This window comes from Neobacillus sp. NPDC093182 (assembly GCF_044754045.1).
Genome location: NZ_JBIVOI010000006.1, coordinates 124,484 through 142,748 on the forward strand (window position 1 = coordinate 124,484; position 18,265 = coordinate 142,748).

At 36.0% G+C, this 18,265-nt stretch carries 19 protein-coding genes and 1 riboswitch; of the genes, 12 read left to right on the forward strand and 7 right to left on the reverse strand.

Annotated elements, in window-relative coordinates:
* Window positions 1–6: 6 nt before the first annotated feature.
* From ACIQAA_RS12885 to ACIQAA_RS12895, 3 genes are all read right to left on the reverse strand, one after another.
* Window positions 7–1,263, reverse strand: a complete 1,257-nt coding sequence (locus tag ACIQAA_RS12885; RefSeq protein ID WP_402619819.1) for a DUF445 domain-containing protein — start codon at window positions 1,261–1,263, stop codon at window positions 7–9.
* Between the two features lie 90 nt (window positions 1,264–1,353).
* Window positions 1,354–1,953, reverse strand: coding sequence for a DUF3939 domain-containing protein (locus ACIQAA_RS12890; protein ID WP_402619821.1), 600 nt, complete (start codon window positions 1,951–1,953; stop codon window positions 1,354–1,356).
* Window positions 1,954–2,170: 217 nt separating this feature from the next.
* Window positions 2,171–2,464, reverse strand: coding sequence for a HesB/YadR/YfhF family protein (locus tag ACIQAA_RS12895; RefSeq protein ID WP_402619824.1), 294 nt, complete (start codon window positions 2,462–2,464; stop codon window positions 2,171–2,173).
* A 298-nt stretch (window positions 2,465–2,762) separates the two neighbouring features.
* Between ACIQAA_RS12895 and ACIQAA_RS12900 the strand changes: the two genes are divergently transcribed.
* A complete protein-coding gene (locus ACIQAA_RS12900; RefSeq protein WP_402619827.1) occupies window positions 2,763–3,089 on the forward strand; it encodes a hypothetical protein in 327 nt (108 codons plus the stop codon).
* A gap of 81 nt (window positions 3,090–3,170) precedes the next feature.
* Here the strand turns inward: ACIQAA_RS12900 and ACIQAA_RS12905 are convergent, their stop codons facing one another.
* The 4 genes from ACIQAA_RS12905 to ACIQAA_RS12920 all read right to left on the reverse strand — a co-directional run bounded on the left by ACIQAA_RS12905 (window position 3,171) and on the right by ACIQAA_RS12920 (window position 6,616).
* The gene (locus ACIQAA_RS12905) at window positions 3,171–3,350 is read right to left on the reverse strand and encodes a hypothetical protein (protein WP_307196843.1); all 180 of its coding nucleotides are present in this window, start codon (window positions 3,348–3,350) and stop codon (window positions 3,171–3,173) included.
* Window positions 3,351–3,479: 129 nt separating this feature from the next.
* On the reverse strand, window positions 3,480–4,829 hold the full coding sequence (locus ACIQAA_RS12910; protein WP_402619831.1) for a hemolysin family protein: 1,350 nt from the start codon (window positions 4,827–4,829) through the stop codon (window positions 3,480–3,482).
* Window positions 4,830–4,890: 61 nt separating this feature from the next.
* On the reverse strand, window positions 4,891–5,292 hold the full coding sequence (locus ACIQAA_RS12915; RefSeq protein ID WP_402620273.1) for a MerR family transcriptional regulator: 402 nt from the start codon (window positions 5,290–5,292) through the stop codon (window positions 4,891–4,893).
* A gap of 190 nt (window positions 5,293–5,482) precedes the next feature.
* Window positions 5,483–6,616 (reverse strand): histidine kinase N-terminal domain-containing protein, encoded by a 1,134-nt coding sequence (locus tag ACIQAA_RS12920; RefSeq protein ID WP_402620276.1) that lies wholly within the window; start codon window positions 6,614–6,616, stop codon window positions 5,483–5,485.
* Window positions 6,617–6,817: 201 nt separating this feature from the next.
* Window positions 6,818–6,924, forward strand: a riboswitch (TPP riboswitch).
* Window positions 6,925–7,052: 128 nt separating this feature from the next.
* Here ACIQAA_RS12920 and thiT point away from each other — a divergent pair.
* From thiT to ACIQAA_RS12975, 11 genes are all read left to right on the forward strand, one after another.
* Window positions 7,053–7,628, forward strand: a complete 576-nt coding sequence (gene thiT, locus ACIQAA_RS12925; protein WP_402619834.1) for an energy-coupled thiamine transporter ThiT — start codon at window positions 7,053–7,055, stop codon at window positions 7,626–7,628.
* A gap of 137 nt (window positions 7,629–7,765) precedes the next feature.
* A complete protein-coding gene (locus ACIQAA_RS12930) occupies window positions 7,766–7,990 on the forward strand; it encodes a FeoA family protein (RefSeq protein ID WP_402619837.1) in 225 nt (74 codons plus the stop codon).
* Entirely contained in the window at window positions 7,991–9,997 is a 2,007-nt protein-coding gene (gene feoB, locus ACIQAA_RS12935; RefSeq protein WP_402619839.1) for a ferrous iron transport protein B, read from the forward strand. It begins immediately after the preceding gene.
* Window positions 9,998–10,015: 18 nt separating this feature from the next.
* Window positions 10,016–10,171 (forward strand): FeoB-associated Cys-rich membrane protein, encoded by a 156-nt coding sequence (locus ACIQAA_RS12940; RefSeq protein WP_402619842.1) that lies wholly within the window; start codon window positions 10,016–10,018, stop codon window positions 10,169–10,171.
* Between the two features lie 105 nt (window positions 10,172–10,276).
* A complete protein-coding gene (locus ACIQAA_RS12945) occupies window positions 10,277–10,732 on the forward strand; it encodes a helix-turn-helix transcriptional regulator (protein ID WP_402619845.1) in 456 nt (151 codons plus the stop codon).
* A gap of 212 nt (window positions 10,733–10,944) precedes the next feature.
* The gene (locus tag ACIQAA_RS12950; RefSeq protein WP_402619848.1) at window positions 10,945–12,975 is read left to right on the forward strand and encodes a transglycosylase domain-containing protein; all 2,031 of its coding nucleotides are present in this window, start codon (window positions 10,945–10,947) and stop codon (window positions 12,973–12,975) included.
* Window positions 12,976–13,114: 139 nt separating this feature from the next.
* Window positions 13,115–13,672 (forward strand): RNA polymerase sigma factor SigY, encoded by a 558-nt coding sequence (sigY, locus tag ACIQAA_RS12955; RefSeq protein WP_402619851.1) that lies wholly within the window; start codon window positions 13,115–13,117, stop codon window positions 13,670–13,672.
* The gene (locus ACIQAA_RS12960) at window positions 13,626–13,976 is read left to right on the forward strand and encodes a YxlC family protein (RefSeq protein ID WP_402619854.1); all 351 of its coding nucleotides are present in this window, start codon (window positions 13,626–13,628) and stop codon (window positions 13,974–13,976) included. The genes sigY and ACIQAA_RS12960 overlap by 47 nt, the downstream gene beginning before the upstream one ends.
* On the forward strand, window positions 13,969–14,169 hold the full coding sequence (locus ACIQAA_RS12965; RefSeq protein ID WP_402619857.1) for a sigma-Y antisigma factor component: 201 nt from the start codon (window positions 13,969–13,971) through the stop codon (window positions 14,167–14,169). Before ACIQAA_RS12960 ends, ACIQAA_RS12965 begins: the two co-directional genes overlap by 8 nt.
* 318 nt (window positions 14,170–14,487) lie before the next feature.
* Window positions 14,488–16,245: an ABC transporter ATP-binding protein gene (locus ACIQAA_RS12970; protein WP_402619859.1), complete on the forward strand. Its 1,758-nt coding sequence runs from the start codon at window positions 14,488–14,490 to the stop codon at window positions 16,243–16,245.
* A complete protein-coding gene (locus ACIQAA_RS12975; protein ID WP_402619862.1) occupies window positions 16,242–18,257 on the forward strand; it encodes an ABC transporter ATP-binding protein in 2,016 nt (671 codons plus the stop codon). Before ACIQAA_RS12970 ends, ACIQAA_RS12975 begins: the two co-directional genes overlap by 4 nt.
* Window positions 18,258–18,265: the final 8 nt, after the last annotated feature.

Here is an 18,265-nt window from a genome sequence, read left to right on the forward strand (position 1 = left end):
AATTTGTTAAAAAATCAATTTCAAGCCCACCAATACGAGCCCGATGAGAAAACCACAGACTGCACCATTTACACGAATCCATTGCAGGTCTTTTCCAACATTGTTTTCAATCATATTAATAAGAGTCTTATTATCCAGTTTTTCTAGATTTTCTTCCACGAGTTTTCCAATCTTTGAATGATTATTATCGACAAAAATGGAAATTTGCTGCTGAATCCAGGATTCTATGGCTTTTATTTTTTCATCATCTGTTTTCAAACTTTCTAGTGCCTTTGATAAATGAGGAAGAAGATAATCCTCGTAAAAATTAGGTAATTCAATAAGGGTGATTGCCTTTTCCTTAAGTTGTTCAATAAAATCAGTGATTTTATCCTCTAAGTTCCATTGTAACAGCATTTGCTCTTTTATATTATTTATTTCCATAGCTAGGTTTTCATCGATTTTAATATCTTGTAGTTTTGTGCTTATATGGAAAAGTAATGTTTGCCTGTTTTGATTAAATGGATCCCTAAAGCTTTGTACACCCTTTTGGATGAGACCTTGAATAATGCTGCCTAATTTTTCCTCATTCACAATATTCGTAAAGGATTTTAGAGCAAATTGCATAAAACCATCCGCTTTAATATTTTCTAGAGCGTCAACTGCCATCCTGCCAAGTTTTTCTTTTGTACTTTCTTTTTTCGACCATTCATCGATTTCTTTTAGGACAAAGTCCAGCGCTTTTTCATCATACTTTCTTTTAAGCAGTTGATCAATTACGACAGGAAGATACTTACTAACATCTAAATCTTTCAGCTTTAACTTCAATTCACTTTCGATGATGGGGGCGAATTTATTACTATCAACCGACTGGATTAAATGCTGAATTAATTTTATCGTAACATTTCTTACATGCTGACCTGTGATGGCTTGCTCAGCAAATTTAAAAAGCTTTTCGGTAAAAGGAATGCTCGATATTTTCTTTCTAATACTTTCTTTTGTCAGCCAATCATTTTCAAGCATTGAAATAATCGCCGCAATAATCCTCTTACGGTTTTTTGGTAAAAGTGCCGTATGTGGTATAGGTACACCTAGAGGGTGGCGAAATAACGCGGTAACGGCAAACCAATCTGCTAGACCGCCAACTAAGCCTGCTTCGAATCCTCCCTGAAGGATTGTTCCCCAAAGAGAATCCTGAAAAGGGATCGTTACAATAAAACCTGCTCCCATGACAACTAGAGAAATCGTCGCTAAATGCTTCGATTTATTCTTTTTCTTCGACATCTGTGTATCCCTCATTTTTTACTAAAATATGGTTGTTTAATGATATTATCTCAATAACATGAAAAAAAGCAAAAAAAAACTCCTCTAACGTTATTGAGAAGAGTTTTCTAATTTCCTTTTTTTAGGTGTGATGTGAGTTATGAGTCCATCCAATTCAGTAATATAGAACTGTGTTTCAGGAGCAGATTTCAAATAATTTTCTTGAATTAATTGATAGTAGTTCACTCTTCGCTGTGGATCAAATCGCAGCATAGGATATTCCTTTCGTTCCTTAACATATAAGTCGACGGCTTTTTGAACCATGTCCATTTCACAACAAATTTTCTTTTCATTTTCCGTAAAAAGATCATAGGTTTCCTTTGACATATAAAACTTCTTTGAAGGGATCCCGCCTAAAATATGGGCTAGATGTTTAAAATCGATACTGTTATCGTCCTCGACAATAAACGTCCGATAAACACCATTAGGGAGTGTATCTGAAAATTGCCTCACAGCTTTCCGAACCTGGTCAATGGTGACATCAATCACTGGATAATTATGTGCCTCTTTCTGTTTCCTTTGTAATGCATTTTTAGTCTGAGAGGTCTCATTTACAGGTTTTTTATAATATTTTTGTACGATTACGTATCCTGTCACTCCTCCAACCCCAGTCCCAAGAAAAGCAAAAATAATTGTAAACCAATGCTCCATGTTGTCCAACCCCTTTCTGTGCAGGTTAAAAACTCGATACAGCTTATAACTTTCTAATATGTATGCGCCTTCATTATATAGCTAACCATTTATTATTGCAATATAGAGCTCTTGTTAATTCTAAATATTCAGAAAGTTTTGTGCGTAATGTAGTAAAATAAGAAAAAGGGCAGCCATCTTTGATGGTTGCCCTAGTAATTATTTGAGAAAGTTGATTTTATTGACAATGTGTGTCCTTAAAATTTATTTGAATCTCATTTGCCACTTCGTTAAAAGATAAACAAGTTTCTGTATCCTCGAAAAACCATACATCATTTCCTTCTACATAGAAGTTAATACCATTTATTTCTTTCGTAAAGCCGATATTTGATGGTGACTCTGCAGAAAACGCAAGGCTGAAGCCCTTGTGTTTTTCACCAAAACCATCATATTGCGGATACATTCTCACAGTATGGATCTCGAATTCATTCGTAAACCACTTTGCAGCTTTTTCATCAATAGAAAGAAACATATAAATGCACCAACCTTTTCAAAATGGTAATCGTCATAAATAGATTGAAAAATGTAAATGAAAAAGAAATGTTAATCATTTCTTATGATATTAGATTAAGTCTTTTTATTAGATTTGCATGTGATATTTTTCACAAGGAATTCTGTCCTAAAGGTTATTTTAAAAAATATTCATATTTCTGCAATAAACGTCATGAAAAGTGGATACTAAAAAATACCGTTTAGTAATGTTTTAGAATTTGTAACATATTCAGAGTGTTTGATAAAATGGATTTAATACGAAAAGGGAGATACTAACTATGGAGCAAAAACTTGATAAATTAACTGAGAACATTTCTGATATTAAAACACTAATAAATACGTTTAATAAAACATTAGAAAACATCGAACATAGACTTTCTCGATTAGAGCAAATGGATAGTATTGAGCACCGAGTTGAGGTTAATCAAATTGACTTATCAGATATAAAAGAATCACTGCAGCGCATTGAAGACGTGCAAGGCAATGTCGTAAAACAGTTAGAGAATAACTTAGGAAATGGCGAGGAAATTAAGCATATTAATCGCCGCCTGGATTCACACCTGATTAAATTAGCAAAAGCGGAAGAAGAAATCATTATCCTATAAAACAGATAAATAAAAAAAGATCAGATATGATAAACTGATCTTTTTTTATGTGTTGAACAGAAGGTTGCAATCGCTTACAATTTATCTGCCAAATAGTGCTTTCAGCGCCTTATAGATAAACGCTAAAGAAAAAATAATCATTGCTAATGAGCCAACGATATCAAAAATTGGACCTAAGAAGCTTAAAAATGATACCAGTTCTACACTCATTAAAACAAATCCAGAAAGTATTGCCGCTAAAAATAAGAAAATTAATTCCATCGTAATTTCTCCCTCCTTTAGTTTTAGAATATGATTAGAAGTGTGAAGGTGATTGGATTTTAGGGGAAATATTACAATTTTATTACAAAAAAAAACAGACCTGCGTGGTCTGTTTCAAAAACACAATTATTAAGAAAGTACTTCTGTTTGAGGCAAAGCTATCTTATTCGTACTTGCTTCCTCATTTACAATCTTTGTTACCTCGATATATTTAATATGGTGTTCTTCCATATCAAGTATTTTAAAGGCATAGGAATCGTGATGAATGGAGTCTCCTTCTTTGGCCTCATAATTCTCCGTTAATATCCAGCCGCCAATGGTGTCTATATCTTCATCATTGATATCGACGCCCAACAAATCATTTACTTCCGTGACTAAAACTTTTGAATCTATAATATAATGGTTTTCCTTAATTTTACGTACCATTGGAATCTCATCCGAATCAAATTCGTCACGGATTTCACCAACAATCTCCTCAAGGATATCTTCAACTGTAACAAGACCGGATGTACCGCCATATTCATCCATTAAGATAGCCATGTGCATTCGATCCTTTTGCATTTTTACAAGCAAATCATGGATCGGTATCGTTTCGATAACTCTAATTATTGGACGAGTATAGTGTTCAAGTGTTTTAGTTGACAGGGTTTCTTTACTGATTAAATCCGTAACCATTTCCTTAATATTTACTAAACCAATAATATGGTCTTTATCACCATCAATAATTGGATATCTCGTATATTTTTCCTCACGAATCACTTCGAGAAAAGTATCCAGCGTATCATCTTTAGATAATGAAACGATTTCTGTCCTTGGTACCATAATTTCTTTGGCAATACGGTTATCAAATTCAAAAATTTTATTTACATACTTAAACTCAGATTGGTTAATTTCGCCACTTTTATAGCTTTCTGAGAGGATAATTCGAAGCTCTTCCTCGGTATGTGCCATTTCACTTTCAGATACTGGTTTAAGACCAAAAATGCTCGTTACAATACGTGCAGACCCATTTAATAACCAAATAAATGGATACATCACTTTATAAAAGAAAATTAGTGGCCGCGACATGACCAGCGTAATCAATTCAGCTTTTTGAATAGCCAGTGTTTTAGGTGCCAGTTCTCCTACGACAACATGTAAAAATGTAATGGTCGCAAATGCAATCCCAATTGATAATACGTGGGAAACACCTTCAGGAATCTCTAGTCCATTGAAAAGGGGAGTGAGTAAATGCTCAATGGTGGATTCCCCAATCCAGCCTAAAGCAAGGGCAGTAATCGTAATTCCTAATTGACAAGCTGAAAGATATTCATCTAAATTTGAAATGACTTTTTTTGCAGAAATAGCACTCGAATTACCTTCCTCAATTAACTGGTCAATTCTTGAACTGCGAATTTTAACAATAGCAAACTCTGAAGTTACAAAAAAAGCAGTTAACGCAATTAAAATGGCTATTAAAACCAAGTTAAATATGTCCAAATAAGTTCCCTTAGCTCGTTACATACGAGTTAAGGAGTCACCTCCTAGTAATTTAAAAAAATTAACTCGTTATTTTCAAAAGGGATTCCTTTAAGGCTGATTTTAGCATCATTAGATTTGTTGCGAATTTTTCTTTCTGCACGTCATCTAATTTTTCAATAAATGGAGTTAGGTCAAATAAATCATTTTGCAGCTGCTGCATTTGCTGTGTAACTGCATTTACATGTTTTTCCACTTCTGAATCACGAATTGTTTTGTCTTTCTTCATATCTAGTTTTCTTTTAATCTCGTCAAGAGGATAGTGCAAACTCTTACATTCCTCAATAAATTTTAGATCCTTTAAGGATTCTTGAGTGTATATTCGATAATTAGATTGGGATCGTTCTGCACTTAGTAAACCAATTGATGTGTAATAATCAATTGTGCGTTTAGAGACCATTGCAATTTCTGCTAATTCACCAATACGATAGACAGCCCCATCAAATCACCTCGAATAATCTAAATTTAAAAATAATTATAGTAAATTACAACTGTACAGTCAAACGTTCTGGTTTGTATAATTGGTTGGTATAAACATTTTATGAAAAAAGTCTTGTATGTATGAATCGGAATATTATAAATTTTCAAAAATAAAGTAGAAAAATAAACGTCTCCTACGAAGGAGACGAAGCAAGGGGTAATTTAATTGTAAATACGGTTAGGTCGGGAGTTGAAAGACAAGTTAATTCACCTTTATGTTTTTCAATGATTTCTTTACAAACGAATAACCCTAGACCTGTACCCAGCTTTTTTGTTGTGAAAAAAGGCTCAAAAATGGTTTTGCTCAATTCAGCGGGAATCATTGGTCCATTATTAGAAATCGATAAAAGGACATGTGAATTATTTTCTATGCAGCATTTTATTTCAATCGTTGGGTTCGGTATTCTGTGATGGTTTAACACGTCGATCGCGTTAAAAATAATATTAATGAAGACTTGTCTCATTTCATCTGCATATCCATAAAGGGTGATCTCATCGACGATGTCCTTTTTGATTTTTACCTTACCGTCTAAAATACTTGGGTAGAGGAAATTTAACACTTCATCAATTAATTTATTCTGATTAAATTGTTCCTTTTCCTTTCCAATTAACTCCTTTTTAGACAATAGAAGAAATTGTGAGATACGGAAATTAAGCTGATCCAGCTCACTGGAGATAATATCTAGATATTTCATTTCAGGGTAGTCTGCCTTAAGAAGCTGAATAAAACCTTGTATCGAAGTAAGCGGGTTTCTAAATTCATGAATAAAACTTGATGTCATTTGCCCTAGCAGGGTTAAGCGGTCTTGATGAGTCGAATCAATAAACATCGTTTTTTCTTCAATAATTTTGTTTTTAGCTTCTGTATAATGGGTAACTGCGTAATAAAGAAATTTATCAAAGCAGAAATTTATCTTATTAATGGATTCTTGAAGATCTGCCCATTCTAGACCTGACTTACTTAAATAACTATATAAAACAGTTCTGCCAAGATTAACATTATAAACAAAGTCCCCAATATTGATATTAGCTAAGGCTCTTTCTTCAGAAATTTCTAACGCATATTTTTGAATAGAATCTAAGAGTTCCTTTTCAGTCATTGTATGCATCGTTAAGACTATATTAAAAATGGCTATTCCATTTTGACTTATTTTGTCTTTATAGGGATCGCCTTTAGAAATAACAATAGAATTTTCCCACTCACGAAGCAATTCCTCTTTATTCTTATTAAAAAAAGCTATTAAATCCATAGGTAATTCAGATAACATCACAGTTTTTTCCTCCTAAGACAATGCCGAACTGATTAAATTAAATTCGTGATAATAGCTGGAAATCCCTTTAAATAAATATAGGTAAATTTTATCAATTTCTATCCGTGAATGATAGTTTACCTAATTATAACATGAATAGAAGTTTATCCTTGTAAAAGTCCTATAAAAATAGTATATTCGAGTATGAAAATAATTAAATATTTCCACAAGGGGAGCTGCTTTTGGCGGCTGAGAGTGAACGTTCAAGTTCTGACCCTATGAACCTGTTAGTTAACACTAGCGTAGGGATGTGGTTTGCCGAAAATTAATGCAAGCAATGCAGACAATCCTTATATGTCCTGCATTGCTTTTTTTGTTTTTAAGGCGCCATATTAATTTTTCAGTATAAACTTTCGAACGTTCTCCAAAATACAACAAATTAGGGGGAACATGTATGGAGAAAAAGCGCAGTAACACATTATTTTTAGTAGAAGTAGCAGTATTTTCAGCATTAGCTTATTTATTAGATTTGGTGTCAGGATTGTTGTCATTAAAAATATGGCCGCAGGGAGGTTCCATTTCTATTGCGATGATTCCGATTTTCCTAATGTCATTTCGTTGGGGTGTAAAAGGTGGAATCTTGTCTGGATTTTTACTAGGATTGCTTCAGTTCATCCTTGGTTTCTCACAAATCTACACACTTTTGCAAGGAATTATTGATTATGCAATTGCCTTTTCAGTAGTTGGTTTAGCAGGTATTTTTGCTTCACAAGTGAAAGACTCTCTTTCCAATAATAATAGGAAAAAATGGGTCACATTTGTGTTGATGGGAACATTTTTAGGCAGTGCGCTAAGATATCTTGCTCATGTACTATCAGGAATTGTGTTTTTTGGCGAATATGCACCTGAAGGACAGCCAGCAGCTGTATATTCCCTGGTATACAATGGAACCTATATGCTACCAAGCTTTATCGTGTGTGCGATTATTGTAATCCTTGTAATCAGTGCTGCACCTAAAAAAATGATATAAGTTGAAAAATAGAAAAGTCTGTGACTTTTCTATTTTTTTTTCGAACTTTTGTCACAAAATCAGCCATTTTTCAATGGTAAAATAATGATATAAATAAAGATAATCATTCTCAATTAACCTATGTAAGGGTGATAGCGATGTTCGGTTCGTTTAAAGTAGGAGATAAAGGGAAAATCATTAATATATCGAAAGTTGGCCGATTGGTGCAAAGACGGTTGTTGGACCTAGGAATAACGGAAGGTTCTGAGGTTTGTGTCAAATGTGTCATGCCTTTTGGGGGACCAGTCATGATCGAATCGTGTGGACAATGTGTGGGTCTCCGTCGTAAAGAAGCTCGCTTAATAGAAGTGGAGAGAGTATAAATGGAAATCGCACTGATTGGAAACCCGAATACTGGAAAAACTTCATTGTTTAATAATCTTACAGGATCTTATGAGTATGTTGGAAACTGGAGCGGTGTTACAGTTGAAAAGAAGGTCGGAGTTTTCAAGAATAATATAGGAAGACTAATTGATTTGCCAGGGGTTTATTCACTCAACCCATTATCAAGGGACGAAGGGGTAGTTACTGCCTTTTTCTTAGAGGAACCTGTAGACAGGCTGCTCAATATTTTGGATGCCTCGCAATTAGAGCGTAATTTGCATTTAACATTACAATTGCTTGAATATGAAAAACCAGCATTAATCGGTTTGAATATGGTGGATGTCGCGGCCAATCGAGGCATACAAGTTGATACGGAAAAGTTATCACAGATTTTAGGCGTACCAGTGGTTCCTGTTGTGGCGAGAAGTGGTAAAGGATGCGATCGATTAATAGAGGTTATTTCAACCAGTTCAAGTCATTCTAAGCTAAAAAAACATGTTTATTATGGTAAAGAAGTCGAAGAGACTATTGCTAAATTAAGTATTGATATTATCGGTAAAACCGATCATTCACCTAGATGGCTTGCTCTTCAATTATTTGAGGGAAATGAATACGTAAAAAACTATCTTTCTGACCTAATAGAACCTGCTAAACTTGAATCATACCTTTCTCAATTGGAGTCGTTATTCATTCAAGAAAATATTCATGTAAATTCGCTGGCAAACTATATTTACTTAAAGAGAAAAGAAGTTATTGAAAAGATTCTTGAAACCTCTGTTCGGAAGGTAAGTACGGTTGTACCACTGTCAGAGAGAATTGATGCGATCGTCACGAATCGCTATTTAGGAATGCCGATCTTCTTAATATGTATGTATTTGATGTTTATGTTGACCTTTGACTGGCTGGGAACTCCATTATCAGATGTTTTGGATGGAATACTAACCGGACCCGTGACCACGGGTGTAGAAAAATTTCTTGGAGCTGTTCATGCCTCAGCTTTTATACATGCATTAATTATTGAGGGACTTATTGCCGGTGTCGGTGGAGTACTTGTGTTTGTTCCCCAGATATTTATCCTTTTCTTCTTTATATCCTTATTAGAGGATTCTGGTTACATGGCGAGGGTAGCTCTTGTTATGGACCGAATAATGGAGTCCGTTGGGCTAAATGGGAAGGCGTTTATTCCGATGATGATTGGATTTGGCTGTAATGTACCCGGTATCATGGCTGCTAGAACAATTGAAACACCTCGTGAGAGACTAATGACGATACTGTTAACTCCGCTAATGTCATGCTTTGCCCGATTACCAGTGTATGCGTTATTTGTTGGAGCATTTTTTGTGGGTCATAAAGCACTTGTAGTTTTGAGTCTTTATGTTCTAGGTATCGTTGTCGCTTTGATATTAGCAAAAATATTTACTAAAACACTATTAAAATCAGAAACATCACTATTCGTAATCGAACTGCCGCCTTATCGCCTTCCACAAGTTCAATCGCTTTGGAGAAGTACGTGGGATAAGGGAAAAGGTTTTGTTCGAAAAGCGGGAACGTTCATTTTCGCAGGCTCGGTTTTCATATGGCTGTTATCTTATGCTGGTCCGAATGGTTTAAAAGTGGATATGGATGATAGCTTTTTAGCTGGTATAGGTAATTTGTTTGCTCCGCTTTTAGAGCCGATTGGATTCGGTACGTGGCAGGCAGCAGCATCTTTAATAACCGGATTCTTAGCAAAAGAAGCAATTATTTCTACCATGAATATTATTTACTTTGTCCCCAATGATGCTAGCTTACAAGGTTTATTGAGCGATTACTATTCACCGCTTGCTGCTTATAGCTTTATGGTTTTTATTCTATTATATATTCCTTGTTTAGCAACTGCGGCTACTATTTATAAAGAAACAGGCTCAAAGAAATGGACTGCTTTTTCAATCCTATATGCATTGTTTATTGCTTATGTTTTATGCTTGATCATTTATCAGGGCGGAAAACTGTTTGGGTTAGTCTAAGATGAGGATGTGTACCGTATGATAGCTAATATTATTATTGGCACTGCGATATTTGGTTACGCTGCTTGGGCATTGGTGAAGTTTATAAATAAATCTAAAAAAGGGAAATGTGCTGCATGTGACCTTGAAAAGACCTGCTCTAGTCAAAGTCAATGTGGAATCCCGCCAAAATAAAACCGTAAAACTGCTATTCATATATTGATAGCAGTTTTTTTCTTTTCAATATGATAGAACTTGTGTAAAATTACACTAATAGGTGTATTGAAGGAAGGGTTTTAATTGAATAGAGATGAAATTATTAGGATAGTTTCAGATAAACTGCGATTAATTCGTACAGAAGCAGGATATACTCAGGATAAAATGGCTGAGATTATTGGTGTATCAAAGAAAACATTGGTTCAAATTGAAAAAGGAAGAGTGCTGGCAGGCTGGTCTACGGTTGTCACCATTTGTGCATTATTTAGAGAAACAGAAACCGTCCAATTTTTATTTGGTAATGAACCGCTTGAAGTTTTGGAAACCGTGGCACGCGAAGGAATAGATTATCGAAGAATGAAAACATTTGGAGGCAGAATTTGGTGGCGTGAGGTCTCAAGAAAAAACGGATTTATCCTCCAGCAGAATATTCTTAGTAAACATTTCCGAATATTAGATGACAAACACTATCGGGTATACAGCAGCTTTGACGAAAAACAAACCAAAATACGCTTTAAAGAATTAACCAAGAACGATTAAAGAAAAGCATTCGAATATGAATTCGAGTGCTTTTCTTTTTGGCTTTTTTGGAAATATCATTCAGATAGGGAAAGCCCCAAATTGGGGAATGTTGTCCAAATATAGGTTGCGAGCAATTATACTTCTTTTTTACCAAATAAATTGGTTAATTTTTCCCCTTTTTGGGAAAAAGAAGATGATGTCCTTCATTTCATATTTTTTAAGGAGGAATTATGAAAAAGGTAGTGAATAATTGGAAGCGATGGCATATGAACCAGGTAATGGTTCTCTCGTTTTCTCTTTTAGTTTTGGGCTTTCTAGGGATTGTGTACGCTTATTCGATGGATGCAGATATTTCTTCCCTAAAGAATGAACTTCCTCAAGCAACTGTTTTTTATGATTTGAATGGCGAGCTTGCAAGTAAAGTATCTGCTAATAAAAATGAAGGTATTTCAATCGATCAGGTACCCGACTCGATGAAAAATGCAGTGATTGCAATAGAGGACCGTCGATTCTATGAGCACCATGGTGTCGATTATATCGGTATTACTAGAGCACTTATCCGGGACATAAAAGCTCGTGGAATGGTAGAAGGCGGCAGTACCATTACCCAGCAATTAACAAAAAACACTTTACTGACCTCTCAGAAAACCCTAAAAAGGAAGATAGATGAAGTGTTTTTAGCTATGGAAATCGAGAGACAATTCAGCAAATCAGAAATCCTTCAAATGTATTTAAATCAGATCTATTTTGGTGATGGTGCCTGGGGGATCAAGCATGCAGCAAGCAATTATTTTGCCAAAGATGTCGAGGATCTTACTATTAGCGAATCAGCCTTACTGGCAGGTCTAATAAAAGCACCTTCTTCGCTTAACCCCTATCAGCACTTGGATGAAGCAGCCAAGAGGAGAAATCTTGTACTCGCTCAAATGAAGAATCAAGGCTATATTACAACACAGCAATATGAACAAGCGATAAATGAAAAAGTAATCTTAAATAATAAAGGCGGAGATCCATTTCGTGGGAAGTATCCGTACTATGTTGATCAAGTTTTTGAAGAAGCGATCAATGTCTATCATTTATCACAGGATGAATTACTAACAGGCGGTTATCAAATATACACGGAACTCGATCCTGCCATGCAAAATGCGATGGAAAATACGTATCAAAGGGATGATTTATTTCCTAGGGGGTCAGATACTCTGGTCCAAAGCGGCGGGATATTGGTTGACCCCAAAACAGGAGGAATCCGTGCGCTTGTCGGCGGACGAGGGGAGCATACCTTCAGGGGTTATAACCGTGCCACGCAATTAAAAGCACAGCCAGGTTCTTCTATTAAACCGATTGCAGTCTTTACACCTGCACTTGAAGCTGGTTGGAAAATAACCGATATGTTAAAGGATGAACCAATGAGCTTTGGTGAATATGAGCCGAAAAATTATAATCATCAATATGCTGGAGAAGTACCAATGTACGAAGCAGTGAAAGATTCAAAAAATGTTTCGGCAGTCTGGTTATTAAATGAAATAGGAATTGAAAAAGGATTAATTTCAACTAAACGCTTTGGTATACCATTACAAAAAGGTGATCGGAATCTATCGCTTGCACTCGGTGGGTTAGAACAAGGTGTATCGCCGCTTGTGATGGCTGAGGCATATTCTGTCTTCCCTAATAATGGAGTTAGAATGAAAGCTCATGTCATTAAAAAAATTGTGGATGCAGATGGAAATATTGTTGCTGAGTGGAAGGAAAAAAAGGAAAAAGTCACTTCAAAATCTGTAACTGACCGCATTAACACCATGCTCCTTGGAGTTGTTGAGCATGGGTCTGGAAAAAGCGCACAAATTTCGGGAAGAGAAATTGCAGGAAAAACAGGTTCGACGCAAGTACCGATTGAAGGAGTCACAGGGGTCAAGGACCAATGGTTTGTTGGCTACACACCACAACTAGTTGGTGCTGTGTGGGTGGGCTACGATAAAACCGATGAAAAACACTACTTGAACACGACAAGTGGTGCAGGAGCTGCGGTTGTATTTCGTGAAGTAATGAAACAAGCATTAACAGGTACACCTTCTAGTAAATTCGGCGTCCCTCACATTGACATGTTAATTGAAAAGAAGCAAGAGGAAGAGGCAGAACAGAACCGAAAATCACTTGAAGAGCATTTTAATGAGGGTTCGAAAAAATGGGAAGAAAGGTGGAAAAAACAAAAAGAAAAATGGGAAAAGCGATGGAAAAAAATAGGTTCAAACATGAATCATTAACAGGAAGGCACGAAGAAATTCGTGCCTTTTGTGATAGAATTTAAATAATTCACTAAAATAAATGAACGAATTTAGCACTTTCACGTCTTATTCATAGACAGAAATAGAGGGTAGATGGGGGAAAGCGAGGACAAGTGTGATGGATCCGTTAATAAAAAGCGCAAAAGAAGGGGATCATCTTGCATTTGCCATGTTGTTTAAAGAAAACTATCCGTTCCTTGTAAAGTATTTAATGAAGATTACAATGAATCCAGATATGGCAGAGGAACTAGCACAAGAAACAATGGCAAAATGTATTCAAAAAATTCATCTCTATAATGGTCAAAGTAAATTTTCCACTTGGCTGATTTCTATTGCCACTAACGCTTATATCGACCAATGTAGAAAGCAAAAGAGGGAAAACAAATGGCTGGGGCAAGAAGAAGTTTTTCGAAAACTGAAATGGCATTTTGAAAGCCGGAATGAGGAATGGAACGATGCACTGGAGGCACTAGGTAAATTACCAGTTGACGTTCGGGTTCCTATTGTACTGAAGCATTATTATGGATACTCATACGATGAGATTGGTTCATGGATGAAAATTTCCTCCGGAACGGTGAAATCAAGGGTTCATAATGGAATTTTGGCAGTAAGAAGGGAGCTGAAACTAGGTGAAGAAACAGAAGGTCGTCATACTCGACAAGGAACAACAAAATAAACATGACTTGGATGCTATTCACAAACTGCAGGATGGGTTAAGCAAGGTTGATCAATTCCCTGTCTATACTCCGGATCTACAATGGTTTGAAAATATGGTAGTAACGGAAAAGGAAAATAACAGAAAAAATTTAATCAAAGAATTATCGTTATTTCTTATCATCGCATTACTGATATTAAGTGGAATCATTGTTTCTTTCTATCAAATGCCGGTTGTTTTTCTCTTCATTCAAATCATTACTCCGGTTTTTATTGCATTCTACACAATTACTGGGTTTCGTAAGAAGGTGAAAATCGATGAGTAATGAATTATCACCCGCTTTGATCATTATCGTTGCAGCGGTCCTTTTACTGCAAAGTATTTTTTTATTTTTAGACGCCAGGAAACGCAATCACAACTATTGGTTATGGGGAATCGTCGGTCTGATTCAAGCTCCGATGCCAACACTATTTTACTTATTATTTGTTCGAAAGATTTTTCGAAAAAGGGCTGATTAATCAATTGGAAAAATTCTGAAAAATAAGAATTGACATATAAATAAACTGGTGATAATCTAACAAAGGATGTAAAAAAAGGAAAAGGAGGGTTACAAAATGATTGTTTTACACAGAACTTTATCAACAACTGAATATCCGAATGTAACCTGCTCCCAGATGACCTTTTTTACTGAGTCTATTTTAATACATTGAGATTAAAACACAGGTTGCGTTCTTTTTGATACGTAACGTGTGTTTTTTTGTCTCTTTTTTTAGTTTCGAGGCATGCTGCACTCTTTTGCGGTATGTCTCTTTCTTTTTTTACAAGGGGGTAATGTGATGTTTTCGGTTTTAAAGAAATTGGGTTGGTTTTTCAAAGAATATTGGAAGCGGTATCTAATTGCGATATCGTTATTAATCTTGGTTGGGATTCTAGACGTTGTTCCGCCTAAATTAATCGGGATGGCAATCGATGATATTCATCTTGGCGTTATGGATAATGGAAAAATTATAAAATATTTAGGCTATCTTATCTTAATAATGGTTTTCTCATATGGAATCACCTATGTTTGGATGTATAAATTATTCGGCGGAGCTTTTCTCGTTGAAAGGAAATTAAGATCTCGATTTATGAACCACTTGTTAAAAATGTCGCCAACATTTTATGAAAAGAATCGAACTGGCGACCTGATGGCAAGAGCCACAAATGATTTAAAGGCGATTTCGATAACGGCAGGGTTTGGGATATTGACCCTCGTCGATTCAAGTGTTTGGATGCTAACACTTATTATTACAATGGGCCTATTAATTAGCTGGAAATTAACCATTGCTGCAATCCTTCCACTGCCAATTATGGCTTATATCATGCAAATTTATGGAAATAGAATTCATAAGCGCTTTATGGAAGCACAGGATGCATTTGGGGAGTTAAACGATCGGGTATTAGAATCAGTTGCGGGTGTAAGGGTTATTCGTGCCTATGTTCAGGAAGAAGCAGATGGCCGAAGGTTCCACCAACTAACAGAAGATGTCTTTCAAAAAAATATAAAAGTAGCAAGAATTGATTCGTTATTTGATCCTACAGTTAAAATACTTGTCGGAATAAGCTATATGATTGGTCTTGGTTATGGTGCATTTTTAGTCTTTAATCAGGCAATAACCTTAGGCGACCTTGTTTCCTTTAATGTTTATTTAGGAATGTTAATTTGGCCGATGTTTGCGATAGGTGAATTAATTAATATCATGCAAAGAGGAAATGCGTCCCTAGACAGGGTAAATGAAACATTGTCCTTTCAGGAAACCGTTGAGAATCCTTCAAAGCCAGTTACAGTTGAAACTGCGGACAGAATTGATTTTAATGAGGTAACGTTTCGCTATCCATCTTCTAAGGAGGATAATTTAACGAATGTTTCTGTTCAATTGCTCCAAGGACAGACGTTGGGGATTGTCGGAAAAACAGGCAGCGGGAAAACAACACTGATTAAACAGTTATTACGACAATATCCTCTTGGAACAGGTGAACTATCTATCTCAGGTGTACCTCTTCAAGAGCAGACACTAAATCAAGTTCGTCAATGGATTGGTTATGTGCCTCAAGATCATGTTCTTTTTTCAAAAAGTGTTAAAGAAAATATTCTTTTTGGGAATTCGGAAGCGACAGATGAAGAATTGGAAAAAGCGATTGATTTAGCTGCTCTAAGAAAGGATTTAGAGATGCTGCCGGAAGGATTAGAAACGCTTGTCGGTGAAAAAGGTGTTGCACTGTCCGGCGGTCAAAAACAAAGACTATCGATTGCGAGGGCGTTAATAAAAAATCCTGACATTTTGATATTAGACGATTCGTTGTCAGCAGTTGACGCCAAAACAGAAAAGAGAATTATTGATAATATTCGTGAGATCAGGAAAGACAAAACCACGATTATTACAACTCACCGAATGTCAGCGGTTGAGCATGCAGACCAAATCCTCGTTCTCGATGATGGAATAGTAATCGAATCAGGAACACATGAACAACTGCTTTCAAATGATGGCTGGTATAAAGAGCAATTTTTACGCCAACAAGTAGAAAATAATTTTGAAGAAGAGGTGACAGCATGAATACAGGCCGGCGATTAACACAGTATGCATTAAACTATAAAAAAATCATTTTGGCAGCACTATTTATGCTGACCATTTCGGTTGTTACTGATTTAGCAGGTCCATTTATTGCAAAAAATATTATCGACAAACATATTTTAGGTATTGAATCTGTTTGGTATGAAACATCTAGTAACAAAAACACAGCAGTATATAACGGGCAATTTTATAAAAAAGAAAAGAATTTTTCAAACGATGAACAAAAGGGGAAAGAAATAAGAATTTTGCAGGTTGGGGCAAGGTTTGTCTTCGTTGATGGAAATCTTGAATTTGATGGGAAAAGGACCTTTAAAGACGGTGTTTTAACCGTTCAAAAGGGCACGGAAAAGGCGGAATATAACGCACAAGTCCTAACTGCGAAAGAGCTAATGGCGTTTTACGAATTGGAGATTCCGGGGATTATTACGCTGTTGGTCATTTATTTTTGCTTATTAGTAATTTCAGCAATTTTCCAATATGGTCAGCGCTTTTTACTTCAGAAGTCAGCAAATCGAATCATTCAAAAAATGCGGGAGGATGTATTTGGCCAGATCCAGCGGCTTCCAATCCAATACTTTGATAATCTTCCAGCCGGAAAAGTAGTTGCTAGGATTACCAATGACACTGAAGCAATCCGCGAACTATATGTGACCGTTCTAGCTCAATTTTTTACCAGTGCTATTTATATTACAGGGATTTATGCTGCCCTATTTATCTTGGATGTAAAACTTGCAGCTATTTGCTTAATACTATTGCCGATCCTTTACGGCTGGATGTTATTGTATCGAAAGTTTGCTTCAAAATACAATCATGTTATTCGTTCTCGAATAAGTGATATCAACGCAACCATTAATGAATCGATTGGCGGCATGAGCATCATTCAAGCATTTAGGAGAGAAAAGGAAACAGCAAAAGAATTCGAGAAACTTAATACTGAACATTTTACCTACCAAAATAAATTATTAAGCTTAAACGCTTTAACTTCTCATAATTTAGTGGGGGTGCTGCGAAATCTCGTTTTTGTTGCATTCATATGGTATTTTGGCGGGTTATCACTAAATCCTGCTTCGGTTATATCTTTAGGAGTGCTGTATGCTTTTGTGGATTACATTAATCGTCTTTTTCAGCCAGTACAGGGGATTGTCAATCAATTAGCCAACCTGGAAACGGCCTTAGTAGCTGGTGAAAGAGTGTTTAAACTCATGGATGAGCCTGGTGAGAATGTAAGTTCACAAAGAATAGAGCGATTTCAAGGTAATGTCACATTCGACCATGTGTCATTTGGTTACAAAGATGGCGAGTATGTGTTGAAAGATATTCACTTTGAGGCTAAACAAGGGGAGACCGTCGCGCTTGTAGGACATACTGGATCTGGAAAAAGCTCGATCATGAATTTACTCTTCCGTTTCTATGATTGTCAAAAGGGCAAAATTCTTATTGATGGCAAGGATATTGTCAGCATACCACGTCAAACGATTCGTAATCATATGGGGATTGTCCTGCAGGATCCATATTTATTTACGGGTACGATTGCATCAAATGTGAGTCTTAGTGACCCATCGATAACAAGTGAGATGGTAGACAAGGCGTTAAAGGATGTTGGAGCAGATAAGGTCTTTAAAAACCTTGAAAATGGTTATGATGAACCTGTAATTGAAAAAGGAAGTACTTTATCCAGCGGTCAGCGTCAGTTAATCTCCTTTGCTAGAGCCTTAGCTTTTAATCCAGCGATCTTAATCTTAGATGAAGCTACATCCAGTATAGATACTGAAACCGAAGCTGTGATCCAAGAAGCCATGGATGTTTTGAAAAAAGGAAGAACGACGTTTATTATCGCGCACAGGTTATCAACCATCCGCAATGCTGACCAAATACTTGTGCTGGACCGTGGAAAGATTGTTGAACGTGGTTCACATGATGAATTGATGGTTCTAGGGGGAAAATACTATCAAATGTATGAACTCCAAAAAGGCAGTGCCGGACTTGCTGGCTAATGTTCACA

Excerpts from the sequence above, each read along its gene's own strand:
- ACIQAA_RS12885 (WP_402619819.1), bottom strand. The coding sequence starts at position 1,263 with ATGTCGAAGAAAAAGAATAAATCGAAGCATTTAGCGACGATTTCTCTA.
- ACIQAA_RS12890 (WP_402619821.1), bottom strand. The coding sequence starts at position 1,953 with ATGGAGCATTGGTTTACAATTATTTTTGCTTTTCTTGGGACTGGGGTT.
- ACIQAA_RS12895 (WP_402619824.1), bottom strand. The coding sequence starts at position 2,464 with ATGTTTCTTTCTATTGATGAAAAAGCTGCAAAGTGGTTTACGAATGAA.
- ACIQAA_RS12900 (WP_402619827.1), top strand. The coding sequence starts at position 2,763 with ATGGAGCAAAAACTTGATAAATTAACTGAGAACATTTCTGATATTAAA.
- ACIQAA_RS12905 (WP_307196843.1), bottom strand. The coding sequence starts at position 3,350 with ATGGAATTAATTTTCTTATTTTTAGCGGCAATACTTTCTGGATTTGTT.
- ACIQAA_RS12920 (WP_402620276.1), bottom strand. The coding sequence starts at position 6,616 with ATGTTATCTGAATTACCTATGGATTTAATAGCTTTTTTTAATAAGAAT.
- thiT (WP_402619834.1), top strand. The coding sequence starts at position 7,053 with ATGGAGAAAAAGCGCAGTAACACATTATTTTTAGTAGAAGTAGCAGTA.
- ACIQAA_RS12930 (WP_402619837.1), top strand. The coding sequence starts at position 7,766 with ATGTTCGGTTCGTTTAAAGTAGGAGATAAAGGGAAAATCATTAATATA.
- feoB (WP_402619839.1), top strand. The coding sequence starts at position 7,991 with ATGGAAATCGCACTGATTGGAAACCCGAATACTGGAAAAACTTCATTG.
- ACIQAA_RS12940 (WP_402619842.1), top strand. The coding sequence starts at position 10,016 with ATGATAGCTAATATTATTATTGGCACTGCGATATTTGGTTACGCTGCT.
- ACIQAA_RS12950 (WP_402619848.1), top strand. The coding sequence starts at position 10,945 with ATGAAAAAGGTAGTGAATAATTGGAAGCGATGGCATATGAACCAGGTA.
- sigY (WP_402619851.1), top strand. The coding sequence starts at position 13,115 with ATGGATCCGTTAATAAAAAGCGCAAAAGAAGGGGATCATCTTGCATTT.
- ACIQAA_RS12965 (WP_402619857.1), top strand. The coding sequence starts at position 13,969 with ATGAGTAATGAATTATCACCCGCTTTGATCATTATCGTTGCAGCGGTC.
- ACIQAA_RS12970 (WP_402619859.1), top strand. The coding sequence starts at position 14,488 with ATGTTTTCGGTTTTAAAGAAATTGGGTTGGTTTTTCAAAGAATATTGG.
- ACIQAA_RS12975 (WP_402619862.1), top strand. The coding sequence starts at position 16,242 with ATGAATACAGGCCGGCGATTAACACAGTATGCATTAAACTATAAAAAA.